We start from the raw sequence: 15,238 nt of genomic DNA, 5'->3' as shown, positions 1-15,238 counted from the left end.
TCTTAAATTTTATTCAACTAATTCTTTTCAAAATTTATTTTTATATCGCCGACCGGCCATCGCGGTTTAAGGTCAAGCGTATCGGGATAAAATACAAATCTTTCCGACATTTCAAATGGGTAAACAGAACCTTTATCATATTCACCGTTTTGGTTTTTATCGTCAAATACAATGATTAGATATTTGCCCGGGAATACTCTTTCAAAATTAAAATCACGCTGATTTTGTGAATACTGAATTTTGGGATCAGCGACATTATTCAATCTAACTTCAATATTAGTCTTATCAGATGCAATCACCTTTCCCGATACACCGGAGAAATCCAAATTGTTTATTGTACTAACTCGATAAGTAAATACCGAATCTAATTTATTTCCTGCAGCATCAATTAATTTGTTTTGATCAATTTTAATTTCATAATCACTGTTTGGTTTTAATTCATTAAATAAAACGTAAAACGATGCGTCATCAATCATCTTAATTTGCTTTTCGACTTCGGCATTCTTTTTATCATAAATTCTTACAGCATCATTTACAAGATATTTATCGAACCCATCTGTATAACTAAAAGTAACATAGCTGTTTTTAAAATCAATTTTCTTATTCGGATATTGGAACGAAAAATTATGCATCTCCGTATGATTTGTATCAGTTGCATCGTTATAAACAAACGATGTTATTTCCAATTCGAGTTTATTATCCTGGTGATCAATAATATTTTGTGTTACAAGATAAAGTCCTTCCGATTCGATCAAAGAATCCTTAAAAGCGATTAAGAAATTATTCTTTTTTGTTCTTCCCTTAAAGAAATAATCAACATCAGTTTTGCGTTGATTTGTAGAATCATAAATAAAAAAGTTTTCATTTGTGATTTGAGTTGAATCGATCGCTTCGCTAAATTCAATTAGAATGTGATTTTGATCGGTCATTGTCAAGTTGAACACACGCGGTTTTGTTGTATCTTCTTTCTGCAATTGGAAATTAAGATTTGTAAACAGAGCATTGGAATCGGAGAGATTAATTTCTTTATAGGGTGAACCAAATTGATCTTGAGTAGGATTATAAAGAAAATCTTTGAACTCATCTCTTATTGCAAAAACTCTATATAGACCATCAGCTAAACCAGTTAATCGAAAACTTCCGTCGTTTCCGCATTGTGTTATGTAATTTGGTTTTTGTTTAATCGGATTTAGTGTGTCCGTTAAAACTTTGTAAGCGTATATCATTACACCGCTTGGTTTAGCGTCTAAAACCGTCCCGGTTATTGCACCTTGATCAATTTTATCCCCGGTTGAAAAAGCAAATGTATAAGCCTTCTCCATTCTATTCCGATTGTTAATATCTTCTACTTCCGTTCCAATAGTTATAGTGTAAGTCGTGTTTTCGAGAAGTGTATCAGGTAAAATTATATCGACAGATTTGCCGGACCAATCATATTCAATTCGTGAATCTATATTAGGAGAGATAAAAATTGATTCTTGAACTGACCTTTTATTCACATATTCCGAGAAAGTTATTTCAATATAATTTTCGTCAAAATTAATTGTTTGATCAGCGGGATAAATATTTATGATTTCGGGAGGAATTCTATCAACATCTCCGCCCGAAGGTGGAAGTTGGTTTGCACATGCATAGAGGAACAATACTAATGCAAGAGTCAAAATTATTTTTTGAAACGTTGTTCTCTCTGCCATTGTCTATACTCACTTACATTTTGTATATGTTGCGAATGCGTAGTCGCAAATTTATGACCGCCGGTTCCGTCAGCTACAAAATAATAATAATTATGTTCTTCCGGATACAAAGCAGCATTAATTGCAGCTTTCCCGGGATTATTTATCGGTGACGGAGGTAATCCGACTCTTTTATAAGTATTGTACGGTGAATTTAATTCTAAATCCTTTAACAAAACAATAGGTCTTTTTCTGTTTCGAATTAAAAATTGAACTGTAGGATCGGCTTGAAGCAGCATTCCCCTTTTCAATCTATTATGATATACACCGGAAACCGTCTGCAATTCGGATGCAATACTTGTCTCGGCCTCGATAATTGATGCTAGAGTTAGAACTTCATGCATTGTAAGGCCGAGTTCATGAGCTCTATGCTTTTTCTCTTCGTCAAAAAATTTATTTAATTCATTTACAAGTTTACGAATGATATTTTTTGTTGATATATCACTCAAAAAGTAATATGAATCAGGAAGAAGATAACCTTCAAGCGACACCGATTTTATTCCTAGATTCCTAAGAAATGATTGATCATAACTTAAGTCCATAAATTCGGTTGAATCAACATTCAGATTTCTCTGTAAAATTCCGGCTAATTTATTTTGCCAAACTCCTTCCGGGATGGTAACCAGTTTTTGAGCAACCGGTGAGCCGTCAACCAACAAATCAACAAGTTGAAGATAACTTAAACCGTTTGGAATATTGTATTTACCGGCTTTGATTTTTCTTTCCGCACCATACAAGAATGCGGCAATTTTCATGTTAAATCTGCTCGGAATAACTTCATATTTACATAGTGAATCGATAACTTCAGTTAAAGATGATCCTTCTTCTACAGTTAATTCAACCGGAGCAGTCCTGCTGTAATAATTTGGTGTAAAAAAAGTTATGATTAGAAATCCTAGTATAAATCCAAAGAATGCAGCAACTAGATAGATTTCGTTTACAGAAAATTTTTTGGGTGTATGAGTTTCGTCTGTTTTTGGTATCACTATAAACTATTGTTGAATTTTGAGAAGCAAAATATAGTAAATAATTTACTTTTTACCGATGTGGTTGATACTCAATGAAAGTTCCATCTAGGATGGAAGGATAGGCGTTTGCATTTAAGTCAAAACTTTTACCGTTTTTATGAAGAGTAAAACCTCGATACGCAATCATTGCCGCGTTATCACCACAATATTGAATATCCGGAACCACAAATTTTAGATTCGATTTTTTTGCAGTGATTTCCAACGAATTTCTCAATTTCATGTTAGCCGCAACTCCGCCAACTAATGATATAGCTTTTAATTCAAATTGGCTGATTGCCTTTTTAACATTTCTTACTAATGCTTCGACAGCTGCTTTTTGAAATGAAGCCGCAATGTTATTTAATTCTTCATTAGAAATATTTTCTAAATTATTATTGTGTTCTTTCTGTAAATATCGTAGAACTGCTGTCTTCAATCCACTAAATGAATAATCAAATTCTGTTTTTAGTTGAGCAATCGGGAAATCAATGGCATCTTCATTACCGAGCGATGCGGCTTTTTGTAGTGCCGGACCACCGGGATAACCTAAGCCAAGCATTTTAGCAACTTTATCAAACGCTTCACCGGCAGCATCATCAATTGTTGAACCTAATTTGATAATTTCTAATTCATTTTTAACTATTAATAACAAAGTATGTCCGCCTGAAACAACCAAACACAAATAAGGGAATTCCGGTTTTTCATTCATCAAGAATCCGCTGAATATATGTCCCTCTATATGGTTAACCGGGATAAAAGGTTTTCCAAGTGAAAGAGACAGACCCTTTGCAAATGTTAATCCTACCAACAATGCTCCGATTAAACCCGGACCGGCAGTTGCACAGACTAAATCAATATCCTTTAGTGAAAGTTTTGATTCGGATAAGGCATTTCTAAGAAGTGGATTCACCATCTGTAAATGTGCTCGGCTTGAAAGCTCCGGCACAACACCACCGTAAAATTTGTGGAAATCTTGCGAGGATATAAGATTTGCCTTTAACCGTCCATTACTAATAATTGCAACAGAAGTTTCATCACACGAAGTTTCTATTCCTAATACATTCATCTACTTAAAAGAAAAAATACTTTTAGTTATATACCAAGCAACGGATGGATTCTCTTGTAATCTTCTGATCGAATAAGCATACCATTGTTCACCGTAAGGAACATATATTCTTATTTTATGTCCGTCGGCATTAATTCTATCTCTTAAATGTTCTGTTACACCGTAGAGCATTTGAAATTCATACTTATCTTTGGAAATCTTTTTTTCTTCGATCAGTTTGTAAGATTCATTTATCAAGTATTCGTCATGGGTTGCAATTCCCACATAATTTCCGTCATCGAACATTCTTGCCAGAGATTTCATGAAATTATCTCTAACTTCCTGTCTTCCTTTGAATGCAATTTCTACCGGTTCTATGTAAATACCTTTACATAATCTGTAATTAGTTCCGATTTTATTTAGATCAACAACATCGTCATATGTTCTTCTTAAATATGATTGGAGAACAATTCCAACATTCGAATATTTTTCGCGTAACTCCTTGAACATATCAATGGTTGTTTGAGTAAACGGCGAGTCTTCCATATCGATCCGCACAAAATTGTCCATTGATTTAGCTTTTTCTATTATCTCGATGATCAATTCTTTGCAGTAATCCACATCAATCGCCAAACCAAGTGCGGTTGGTTTAATAGAAATATTGGAATTAAGTTTGTTTTTTTGAATTGTATCCAGAAGTTCAAAGTACTGAGATTTTGTTTCCGCAGCTTCGACTTTAGATTTAATAGCTTCACCAAGAACATCCATCGTGGCGACAATACCCTTGGCATTCAATTCCTTAACAACACGTACCGCATCTTCTAATTTTTCACCAGCAACATATTTTTTAGCAAAAATGTGAACTATCGATTTCGGGAGTAACTTTACAAATTGTACAATAGCAATATTAAGTGGATTCACGAATACACCTCAATTTTGGACTATCAAAAATATATGAACGTAATTCATAAAGCAAGTTAAGACCCTATTATCTCTTATAATAATATTTTTTTATTGTTTTAGTGATTTGATAACCATCAGAATAAAATTTACTTTTTTCTCTAAATCCGATTCAGTTCCATTGTTTTCAATTACAAAATCTGCGGCACTTTTCTTTTTGTCATCCGGAATTTGGTTATTGATAATCTTTTTTACTTCTTCTTCATTCATCTTTCTGGAATTAACAACTCTCTCGATTTTTACTTGCTCTGATGCACTGACGACCAACACATAATCAAATAGATCTTCCATGTTTGCTTCAAAAATTAATGCCGCTTCGACAAAGACAATGTTTGATTTTGTTAATCCCTCATCCATTTTCTTATTAATTACATTTATAACTGCGGGATGAAGAATTGAATTGATCTTCTTAACTTTTTGAGAATCCGAAAAAACTTTTTCTGATAAGAATTTGGTATTGGGTTCTCCATCGATAAATGATTTAGAACCAAATTCTTCAATTATTTTTTGCTGGATTATTTTGTCAGTGGAGAGAATATCTTTTGAAATTTGATCGGCATACAGAACCGGATAGCCATGAGATTGAAATATTTTGCAGACGGATGATTTGCCCGTTCCAATTCCGCCGGTTACTGCAATTTTTAGTTTTTTTGGCATGTATTGTCATTCCCGCAAAGTCGGGAATCCATCTAAGCATAATGTAGATTCCCGCTTAAATCATGCGGGAATGACATTATATGATTAATAACCTAAAACTATTTTGCGTAATTAATTTTTCTTACTTCTCTAATAACTGTGACTTTAATTTGTCCCGGGTATTCCATTTCTTCTTGAATTTTCTGAGCTATATCATATGATAAACGATCCGATAAATCATCATCTAATTTATCAGGTTCAACAACAACGCGTACTTCCCTACCAGCTTGGATTGCATAAGTCTTAGCAACACCTTCAAACGATTTAGCGAGATTTTCTAAATTCTCTAATCTCTTAACATAACTTTCTAAAGGTTCTCTTCTTGCGCCAGGTCTTGCTCCGCTTATAGCATCTGCGGCTTGCACTAATGCAGAAATCGGATGTTCCATTTCGATATCTTCGTGGTGAGAACCAACTGCGTTAATAACAATAGGATGTTCTTTATATTTCTTAGTCATCTCCATACCAAGTAAAGCATGAGGACCTTCAACATCTCGATCTAATGTTTTACCGATATCGTGCATTAAACCGGCTTTTTTTGCAATGTGTGTATCGAAACCAAGTTCAGCTGCCATAACTCCGGTTAAATAAGCAACCTCAATAGAATGTTGAAGCAAGTTTTGTCCGTAACTAGAACGGTATTTCATTTTACCGATTGCTTTGGTCAATTCAGGATGAACGCCATGAATTCCCAATTGCATTAATGTCGCTTCACCATCTTTTGCAATTTCTTCTTCGAGTTCGCTTTTAACTTTTTCGACGACTTCTTCAATTCTTGCGGGATGAATTCTTCCATCGGATATCAATCTTTCCAAAGAAAGTCGAGCAACTTCTCTTCGGAATTGATCGAATGCCGAAAGGATAACGGCTTCGGGCGTATCATCTACAATAACATCAACGCCGGTTGCTGATTCAAACGCGCGGATATTTCTTCCTTCTCGTCCAATGATTCTACCTTTCATATCATCGTTCTGAATTTGTACAACCGAAACAGTTGATTCAACCGAGTGATCAACCGCAGTTCTTTGAATTGCTTGAACAACAATTTTTTGAGCTTCTTTTTTTGCTTCCACTTTGGCTTGATCTCGAATATCCTTTATCATTTGTGAAGCATCAGATTTTGCTTCGTTGACCATATTTTCCATGAGCATTTTTTTAGCTTCCTCAGCCGTTAATGCCGCAGTTTTTTCTAGTCGAATATTTTGTTCGAGGATCAAACGCTCAAGCTCTGCATTTTTCTTTTCTGCTTCTTTGGTTAAAGCATTAAGTTGAGCTTCTTTTGTATTAAATTCTTTTTCTTTTTGATTAACTACTTCAATTTTCTTTTCGAGGTTCTCTTCTCGTTTTTCTAATTGCTTTTCGAAGTTGCCTAATTTCTGTTTTTTATTATTTACTTCATTATCGAACTCTTGTTTTTTCTTAAGCCATTCGTCTTTTACTTCGAGTAATTTTTCTCGTTTTAAGTGTTTAGCCTCTTTTTCAGCATCTTCAGCAATTTTCTTTGCAGCTTCATGAGCACTTTTAACAGTATTGGCAGCAATTTTAGTTTGGAAAAACCAGCCAATAAAGAACCCAAGAATTAGCGCTGCAGCAATAGCAATAATATGTAATAATTCCACAACCATGTTTCCTCCACTATACGGATATATAAGGAGCCGCACAGAGCCGGTTTTTCAAAAGAGAAGAACTCAAATGGACAATGCGGGAAACTGCCCGACGCTTTTTACTTCCACTGACCACCAAATGGTGACTCATCCCGATGTTATTCGGAACTTACCGAGGCCTGTAATACACGCCGTGAGTCAATAACCCTGGTTGTTATAATGTTAGTTCTTCCTTTTGTCCAACCGGTTATGCGGCGTAAAATATTATGGAGAGGATATAACTTCGGAGTCGTTTAAAAGAAGCTTAATTTTTTTGATTTTATCTGTAGCCTGTATACTGAATTCTCTAAATTTATTTTTCTCAACAAAGAGATCATAAGCTATGTTAAGCGATGCAATAATTGCGATAGTTTCAGTTGGTTGATCAGGCAATTCTTCCTTAGTTTCGGTCATTACATTATTAACATACTTAGCTAACTCGGTAGCAATTTCTTCGTTTTCTACTAAGAGAGAATATTCTTTATCAAATATTTTTAATTTCAGCTTCTTTTTTTCGGTCATTATATCACTTCCGCCATACAAACAAATTTTTTAAGAGCGTAAATGAAAATCAATTTTTGTTATTAAATCGTTTATCTTGTTTTTAAGTTGAATCTTTTCTTCATCGTTAAACAATCCGCTGAATTGCGAATTTTCAGTATCGATGAAAGCATTATTTAATTTCACTTCTATATCGTCTACTTTTAGTTTTAATACCTCATTTTCTTTTTCTAATTGTTTAATTCTTTTTTGAAGAGCTTTATTCTCTTCTGTCGTGTCTGAATTTTTTTGTAAAAATTTATAGATCTGCTTTTCTAAAGATGAAAGCTCATCCATAAAAAAATCATATTTAGTGGATTCGGGCAATTAGCCTCCACGCAATTGAGCGTTAAATTTTGTTTTTACAGTTTCGATAGCGTTCCAAAAATCTTTTTCTACTTCTTCTTCAGTTAATGTTCTATTTTGATCAAAGTACTCTAACTGAAATGCAAGACTTTTTTTACCCTCACCTAAGCTATCACTTTCAAAGATATCGAATAACTTTATATTTTTCAATAGTTTAGAACTGCCCTGGTAAATTGTTTTTTCGACGTCAGATGTTACGATTTTCTGATCAAGCACAAAAGCGCAATCACGTATAATTTTAGGAAATTTTAATAGTGGTGAAAACTTCTTTTCCTCTAATTCAATTGATTTCAATATGCCGATGTTTATTTCAGCGAAGAATACTTGCTGCTCGATATCATACAACTTGAGTAGTTTTTGATCTAGCTCACCAATTGAACAGACTATTTTAGTTTTGTATAAATATGTAAAAATATTTTTTGAATTTTCTTTGCTTGCTTCAAGATTTACATCAAGATTTGTTAAGATTTTCAATTTACTGAAAAGTTCTTCAATTGATCCTTTAAGACTAAACAGTGATGAATCATTATTTTTAGCGTACCATTCATCTTCTATTAATTTACCTGTTTGAACCATTAGCAGCATTTCATTTTCTGCTATATCATCAAATGATTTAATAACACCTTTACCGATATTTTGAAAAGTATGACCGATCTCAAAAAGCGATAGATTATTTTCTCTTACTTTTAAATTATTTGAAATTGTTGTCAATGCTCCGGGAATTAATGATGTACGCAAATGTGACATTTCTTTACTTTGCGGATTCATTAAACTGATCGGTTTACCGAAAAGGTTTGCTCTATCTTCATTTAATAAACTATTTGTAACAATTTCATTGAAACCGAGTGCTGTTAATTTATTCCTAAGTTCATCAACATATTTTGATTGATCGATATGTTTATCAAGTGCAACTTTTATATGATCGAAATCGGGAATATTATCATAACCATTTATTCTTGCGACTTCTTCAATAAGATCAATTTCTCTTTCGATATCCGGTCTAAAAGCCGGAATTTCCGCAGTCAATTTTTCTTCATCGACTGTTAATACTTTTATACCGAGATTTTTAATTATATCTGTCGCTTTACTTGAATCAATTTCAAATCCCAAAATTTTATTCAATCTGGCAAACCTAAGATCAACAACTTTTGGAGTAAATTTAATTGGATAAACATCAAGCTCACCTTTGCAGATTTTACCGTTTCCAAGTTCAGCAATTAATTGTGCAGTTCTTTGTGCGGCCCATAGTGTAATTTCAATATCGGTTCCGCGTTCGAATCTGTATGACGCATCTGTTGAAAGAGCCAATCTTCTTGCAGTTTTTCTAACTCTTGACGGATTAAAATAAGCTGACTCAATCAAAATATTTTTTGTCTTTGTGGTAACTTCGGAATTTTCTCCACCCATTATTCCGGCAATTGCAACGGGTTTGTGCTTATCACAAATCATTAAGTCATTATTTTCTAATTCTCTTTCTTTCGAATCGAGTGTGATAAACTTTTTATCGTTTCCGGCTTGGCGCACTACTATTTCATTTCCTTCGAGTACATCAAGGTCAAATGCGTGCAAAGGTTGACCTATTTCATAGAGGACAAAATTTGTAACATCAACAACATTATTAATTGGTCGCAAACCAATACTTGTTAATTTTTTCTTTAACCACTCCGGAGACTCTTGAACTTTGACATCACGGACAACTTTGCCGATATAACGTGGGCAACCTTCGGCATCTTCTATAGAAACTTTTGCAAACGATGAAGATTCATCTTCAATTTCGTTCAATTGGAAATGAGGTAATTTGAATTGGCGATTAAGTGAAGCTGCTAAATCTCTAGCAATACCGATATGACTTAATGCATCAGCTCTATTTGGAGTTAGATCAATTTCAAAAGTTACATCATCAAGTCCAAGTGCTTTAGCTAAATCAGTCCCCTCCTTTAATGAAGGATCGAGCACAATAATTCCATCATGATTATCACTAATACCGAGTTCACTTTCTGAACAAATCATACCCAAAGAAACTTCACCACGAATTTTAGCTTTTTTAATTTCAAATTGACCGTTCGGAATAATTGCTCCAACTTTTGCGAAGGCGATTTTTTGTCCGGCATCAACATTTGGAGCACCGCAGACCACATTAAAATCTTCATTTCCATCATTGACAACACATAAAGAAAGTTTATCTGCGTTGGGATGTTTCTTTTTCTCTTTAACATAACCAACAACAAAGTTTTGGAAAACTTTTCTGTTATCAATTATTTCATCGACTTCCAGTCCGGCTTTAGTAATTATTTCAGCGGCTTCTTCAACTGAGATATCACTAAGATCAATGTATTCGGATAACCATTTAAGTGAAACTTTCACAACTTACTCCACAATTAGAATTGTACAAGAAATCGTTTATCATTATCAAAATATGTACGAATATCATCTATTCCGTACTTACGCATTGCAGTTCTTTCGACACCCATACCGAATGCGTAACCGGTATATTTTTCGGAATCAATTCCGCAATTTTCGAGAACATTTGGATCAACCATTCCGCAGCCCATTATTTCAAGCCATCTACCTTCTTTACCAGTCGGCTGCCACCAAATATCAACTTCTGCACTTGGTTCGGTAAACGGGAAGAAACTTGGACGAAATCTATACTTTACATCTTCACCAAAAAATTGTTTTACAAAATGAACAACCGTTGCTTTCAGTTCGGCAAATGTTACGTCGGTATCTACAACAAGTCCTTCAAGTTGATGAAACAGACAATAACTTTTAGCACTTATTGCTTCATTTCTAAAAACCTTACCCGGCATAATTGCACGAAGAGGTGGTTTCTTATTTTGCATCAATCTAATTTGAACCGGTGAAGTATGAGTCCGCAGCAAAAAATCTTTGTTCACGAAAAAGGTATCCTGCATATCACGAGCGGGATGATCATCGGGGAAATTTAGTGCTTCGAAATTATAATAATCAGATTCAAGTTCCGGACCTTCATAGACAGAAAAACCGAGAACTTTAAAGATTGATTTCATTTCATCGAGAGTCTGCGTAAGTATGTGTTTTGTACCAATTTTATTTTTAATTCCAGGCAAAGATAAATCAACAAATTCCTTCTGTGATTTTTCTTTTTCACTTAATAAATTTTTCTTTTCATCAAAACTGTTTTGGGTAGAATTTTTAAGCTGATTTAGAACTTGTCCGTATTTGGGTTTTTCTTCTCGAGGCAGTTCTTTGAATTCATCAAACAATGCGGTGATTGAACCTTTTCTGCCGAGAAATTTGATACGAAGTTCTTCGAGTGATTTAAGATTTGATACTTGCGCTAACTCTGAGTTGAATTGTTGTTCTAGTTCTTTAATTCGATCCTGCATAAGTCATATCCGTTAATATAAAGAAATACCCTCTTGGGGAAATAAGAATAATAAATCCCCGAAGAGGGTAAAAACTAGTTCATTGTAAATTTAACTATTTCAGAGAAAGCCTGCGGATTTTCTAAAGCTAAATTAGCAAGGACTTTTCTGTTTATATCCACACCTTTATCATTAAGAGCATGGATTAATTTTGAATATGTGGTACCATTCATTCTGGCAGCAGCATTAATTCTGGCGATCCACAATCTTCTATAAACTCTTTTTTTGAGTTTACGATCTCTGTAGGCATGGGATAAACCTTTTTCAACGGTATTTTTGGCGACGGTATAAACCTTACTTCGCGCACCCCAATTACCTTTAGCCGCTTTAAGAACTTTACGTCTACGTTCTCTGGAGGCTACGTTGTTACTTGTTTTAGGCATAGTTCTTCAACTCCTTATTGAATCATTATTTTAACACGTTTTGAATCGGAAGCAGCCACTAAAGTAGCTTTTCTCAAGTTCCTTTTTCTTTTTGTTGTCTTCTTGGTAAGAATGTGGGCTTTAAAAGCCTTGTTTCTTTTGATCTTACCGGAACCTGTTTTCTTGAAGGTCTTAGAAGCTCCGCGATTACTTTTCATTTTAGGCATTGTAACACCTTCCTATTATTTTTTTGATTTACTTTTTTGAGGTGCTAGAATAGTAAACATCGTTCTACCCTCAAATTTTATTTCTTGTTCAATTTTAGCTACATCTTCAAGATGACTGATAAATTCTTTTAACAGTTCTTCACCTTGTTCTTTATAAGCCAATTCTCTGCCTTTAAAAATAACAGCAACCTTAACTTTGTTGTTATCGGCTAAGAATTTTTCAGCATGACGAACTTTAAAGTTAACATCATGTGTATCAGTATTAGGGTGAAGTCTAATTTCTTTAAGAACAGTCGTTTGAGTATTTTTTTTAGCTAATTTTTCTTTCTTCTGCTGTTCATAAATAAATTTACCATAATCAATAATTTTGCAAACCGGAGGTTTTGCAAGAGGCGCGATTTCAACTAAATCAAGTCCTCTTTTTTCAGCTTCTTTTAAAGCTTCTTGCGGAGTTAAGATTCCAAGTTGATTTCCTTCGGGATCAATAACTCTAACTTGCGGTACTCTTATATCCCGGTTTACTCTGTGATTTGTTTGGGCGATGAAATACCTCTCTAATTGTTAATTGTTTTGTTTTTTATTTCGTCGTTAATATCTGATATAAATTTATTTAAGTCAACCGAACCTTGATCGCCTTGTCCATGTTTTCTAACAGAAACCGTATTAGCAGAAACTTCCTTTTCGCCAACAATTAACATATAAGGCACTTTCTGAGTTTCCCAATCTCTAATTTTATATCCTATTTTCTCATTACGCTCATCGAGTTCGACGAATAAACCTTGTTCTTTTAACTTGTTTTTCACATCTCTTGCATAATCCAAGAATTTTTCGGAAACCGGAATTACCGCAGCTTGAACGGGAGCAAGCCATGTTGGGAATGCTCCGCCGTAATGTTCAACCATTACGCCAAAAAATCTTTCAAGTGAACCGAGTAAAGCACGGTGAACCATAAACGGTCTGTGTTCTTTACCGTCCTCACCAATATATGTCATATCAAAGCGTTCTGGCAAATTAAAATCAAATTGAATTGTACTCATTTGCCATTCACGATTGAGTGCATCTTTAATTTTTATGTCAATTTTCGGTCCGTAAAATGCTCCGCCACCTTCGTCAACTTCGTAAGGAAGAGATTCATGATCTAAGGCTTTTTTAAGTGATTCTGTAGCTAAATCCCATAACTTATCTTCACCAACCGACTTTTCAGGTTTTGTTGATACATAATACTTCAGATCTTTGAAACCAAATGAATTCCAGACAAATAAACAGAAACGAATTACTTCGATAATTTCCGATTCAACTTGTTCTTGCGCACAGAATATATGTGCGTCATCTTGAGTAAATCCACGAACTCTTAAAAGACCATGGAGCACACCACTTTTCTCATATCTATAAACAGTACCAAGTTCTGCCCACCGTAATGGAAGTTCACGATAAGATCTTAAGTTTGATTTGTAGATCATTATATGAAACGGACAGTTCATCGGCTTCACATAATAATCTTGGTCATCAATTTTCATCGGAGAGTACATACTCTCTTTGTAAAAACCAAGATGACCGCTTATTTCCCATAACGATGATTTTCCGATATGAGGAGAATATAATAAATCATAGCCATGTTTTTGATGAGCTTCGCGCCAGAAATTTTCTACGGTGTTTCTAATTCTGGCTCCTTTCGGATGCCAATAAATTAGTCCAGCACCACCTTCATCATGAACGCTGAATAAATCTAATTGTTTACCAAGTTTGCGGTGATCTCTTTTCTTCGCTTCTTCTAAAAGTGCAAGATGATCATCAAGCATTTTCTTTTTTGGGAATGTGATTCCGTAAATTCTTTGTAAACGTTGACGTTTTTCATCACCACGCCAATAAGAACCGGAGACACTTAATAATTTGACATTCTTTATTAATCCAGCCGAAGGAATATGAGGACCGGTACATAGATCCGTGAAATCACCTTCTTTATAGATGCTTATAATTTCTTCATCTTCGTTAAGATCTTCGATGATTTCTAATTTATAGTTATCACCGACTTCTTCATAAATTTTTACTGCTTTATCTTTCTTAACTTCTTCCCTTTCGAACGGTTTATCTTCTGCAGCAATCTCCATCATTTTTGCTTCAATTTTTGGGAGATCTTCTTCGGTCAATTGAGTATTGATATCGATATCATAATAGAATCCACCGTCAATAGCGGGACCAACACCAAACTTAGCTTCCGGGTATAAAGCTTTAACTGCATGCGCCATTAAGTGAGATGAAGAATGCCAATAAGTATGTCTACCATCATCATCGTTGAAAGTAAGAATTTGTAGTTTAGCATCATTATTTATGACAGTATTTAAATCTCTTACGACCCCATCAACTTTAGCGACTAATGCTTCCTTAGCTAATCTTCCGGAAATTGATTCGGCAATTTGATAAGGAGTAATTCCTTTTTCAAATTCTTTAACGGAACCATCGGGAAAAGTTATTTTAATTATATCATTCATACAGAACATCCGAATAAAAAAAAACGGAGCAAACTCCGAATTTGAATTTTGATTCAATAGAAAAATCGAAAACGAATCATTTATAAATGTCAGTGGGTTCTATAGGATTCGAACCTATGACCTTCTGCACGTCAAGCAGACGCTCTAACCAAACTGAGCTAAGAACCCGGATCCAGTTGAAAGTAAAAAGTTGAAAGTTATAAAGACTTTATAACTTTCAAACTTTCTAACCTTCAAACTGAAGAGTACCGAGGGCCGGAGTCGAACCGGCACGGGCGCGAGCGCCCACAGGATTTTAAGTCCTGTGCGTCTACCAATTCCGCCACCCCGGCAAATTGGTTATTACCAACAATATGGTAAGAACGTCTCATTTGCAAAACAAACGAGTTACAAATATAGATGTTTGACGCAATTTTAGCAACAAAATTTAATTCAAAAATTAGAGGATTAGGAATTTGCGAATTAGCGAATTTGCGGATTAACGGATTGTTGGATTTATGGATTTATGGATTATTGGATTGATGGATTGTAAGAGTAAAGGATTATTGGATTTATGGATTTGCGGATTGATGAATTAGCGAATTCAGTTGGATAAATGGAAACCCCGTTAGGGGTGAAACATTTATAACAACAAATGAAAAAAACTTTCATGAACCCTGAAGGGGTGATATTGGTTTGGGAATATTGTCCCGATTGGAAATCATCGGGATTTCGCCCTAAAATGCTCAAGATTTATTGATTGATGGATTTTTGGATTGCTGAT

14 protein-coding genes and 2 tRNA genes are annotated in these 15,238 nt (G+C 34.6%); all 16 read right to left on the bottom strand.

Translation table 11 applies throughout. From position 1 onward, the window contains the following. Nucleotides 1-17: 17 nt before the first annotated feature. Nucleotides 18-1,694 (bottom strand): Ig-like domain-containing protein, encoded by a 1,677-nt coding sequence (locus QY331_07840; protein WKZ71157.1) that lies wholly within the window; start codon nt 1,692-1,694, stop codon nt 18-20. Then, entirely contained in the window at nt 1,664-2,719 is a 1,056-nt protein-coding gene (gene mltG / locus QY331_07835; GenBank protein ID WKZ71156.1) for an endolytic transglycosylase MltG, read from the bottom strand. Before mltG ends, QY331_07840 begins: the two co-directional genes overlap by 31 nt. 52 nt (nt 2,720-2,771) lie before the next feature. Beyond that, entirely contained in the window at nt 2,772-3,806 is a 1,035-nt protein-coding gene (gene tsaD / locus QY331_07830) for a tRNA (adenosine(37)-N6)-threonylcarbamoyltransferase complex transferase subunit TsaD (GenBank protein ID WKZ71155.1), read from the bottom strand. Next, a complete protein-coding gene (locus tag QY331_07825; GenBank protein ID WKZ71154.1) occupies nt 3,807-4,706 on the bottom strand; it encodes a proline dehydrogenase family protein in 900 nt (299 codons plus the stop codon). Nucleotides 4,707-4,796: 90 nt separating this feature from the next. Further along, complete coding sequence (gene coaE / locus QY331_07820; GenBank protein WKZ71153.1) at nt 4,797-5,402, bottom strand: dephospho-CoA kinase; 606 nt, start codon at nt 5,400-5,402, stop codon at nt 4,797-4,799. Nucleotides 5,403-5,500: 98 nt separating this feature from the next. Then, nucleotides 5,501-7,066 carry a ribonuclease Y gene (rny, locus tag QY331_07815; protein WKZ71152.1) on the bottom strand — a complete coding sequence of 522 codons (1,566 nt, stop codon included), beginning with the start codon at nt 7,064-7,066 and terminating at the stop codon, nt 5,501-5,503. 243 nt (nt 7,067-7,309) lie between these two features. Continuing rightward, a complete protein-coding gene (locus tag QY331_07810; GenBank protein ID WKZ71151.1) occupies nt 7,310-7,606 on the bottom strand; it encodes a cell division protein ZapA in 297 nt (98 codons plus the stop codon). A gap of 30 nt (nt 7,607-7,636) precedes the next feature. Next, entirely contained in the window at nt 7,637-7,951 is a 315-nt protein-coding gene (locus QY331_07805) for a hypothetical protein (GenBank protein ID WKZ71150.1), read from the bottom strand. Continuing rightward, a complete protein-coding gene (gene pheT, locus QY331_07800) occupies nt 7,952-10,354 on the bottom strand; it encodes a phenylalanine--tRNA ligase subunit beta (GenBank protein ID WKZ71149.1) in 2,403 nt (800 codons plus the stop codon). A 14-nt stretch (nt 10,355-10,368) separates the two neighbouring features. Further along, nucleotides 10,369-11,358 (bottom strand): phenylalanine--tRNA ligase subunit alpha, encoded by a 990-nt coding sequence (gene pheS / locus QY331_07795; GenBank protein ID WKZ71148.1) that lies wholly within the window; start codon nt 11,356-11,358, stop codon nt 10,369-10,371. Nucleotides 11,359-11,432: 74 nt separating this feature from the next. After that, a complete protein-coding gene (rplT, locus tag QY331_07790; protein ID WKZ71147.1) occupies nt 11,433-11,780 on the bottom strand; it encodes a 50S ribosomal protein L20 in 348 nt (115 codons plus the stop codon). 14 nt (nt 11,781-11,794) lie between these two features. Beyond that, nucleotides 11,795-11,986, bottom strand: a complete 192-nt coding sequence (gene rpmI / locus QY331_07785) for a 50S ribosomal protein L35 (GenBank protein WKZ71146.1) — start codon at nt 11,984-11,986, stop codon at nt 11,795-11,797. Between the two features lie 15 nt (nt 11,987-12,001). Beyond that, the gene (infC, locus tag QY331_07780) at nt 12,002-12,529 is read right to left on the bottom strand and encodes a translation initiation factor IF-3 (protein WKZ71303.1); all 528 of its coding nucleotides are present in this window, start codon (nt 12,527-12,529) and stop codon (nt 12,002-12,004) included. A gap of 11 nt (nt 12,530-12,540) precedes the next feature. After that, complete coding sequence (thrS, locus tag QY331_07775) at nt 12,541-14,475, bottom strand: threonine--tRNA ligase (GenBank protein ID WKZ71145.1); 1,935 nt, start codon at nt 14,473-14,475, stop codon at nt 12,541-12,543. Nucleotides 14,476-14,568: 93 nt separating this feature from the next. Beyond that, nucleotides 14,569-14,643: transfer RNA gene (locus tag QY331_07770), tRNA-Val, on the bottom strand. Nucleotides 14,644-14,721: 78 nt separating this feature from the next. Next, nucleotides 14,722-14,807, bottom strand: a tRNA-Leu gene (locus tag QY331_07765). Nucleotides 14,808-15,238 lie beyond the last annotated feature (431 nt).

The organism is Melioribacteraceae bacterium (assembly GCA_030584085.1).
GTDB lineage: Bacteria > Bacteroidota > Ignavibacteria > Ignavibacteriales > Melioribacteraceae > SURF-28.
This window is presented reverse-complemented; position numbering and strand designations above follow the sequence as displayed.

Coding starts and splice junctions, on each gene's coding strand:
- QY331_07840 (WKZ71157.1), bottom strand. CDS start 1,694: ATGGCAGAGAGAACAACGTTTCAAAAAATAATTTTGACTCTTGCATTA.
- tsaD (WKZ71155.1), bottom strand. CDS start 3,806: ATGAATGTATTAGGAATAGAAACTTCGTGTGATGAAACTTCTGTTGCA.
- coaE (WKZ71153.1), bottom strand. CDS start 5,402: ATGCCAAAAAAACTAAAAATTGCAGTAACCGGCGGAATTGGAACGGGC.
- rny (WKZ71152.1), bottom strand. CDS start 7,066: ATGGTTGTGGAATTATTACATATTATTGCTATTGCTGCAGCGCTAATT.
- QY331_07810 (WKZ71151.1), bottom strand. CDS start 7,606: ATGACCGAAAAAAAGAAGCTGAAATTAAAAATATTTGATAAAGAATAT.
- pheS (WKZ71148.1), bottom strand. CDS start 11,358: ATGCAGGATCGAATTAAAGAACTAGAACAACAATTCAACTCAGAGTTA.
- rplT (WKZ71147.1), bottom strand. CDS start 11,780: ATGCCTAAAACAAGTAACAACGTAGCCTCCAGAGAACGTAGACGTAAA.
- rpmI (WKZ71146.1), bottom strand. CDS start 11,986: ATGCCTAAAATGAAAAGTAATCGCGGAGCTTCTAAGACCTTCAAGAAA.
- thrS (WKZ71145.1), bottom strand. CDS start 14,475: ATGAATGATATAATTAAAATAACTTTTCCCGATGGTTCCGTTAAAGAA.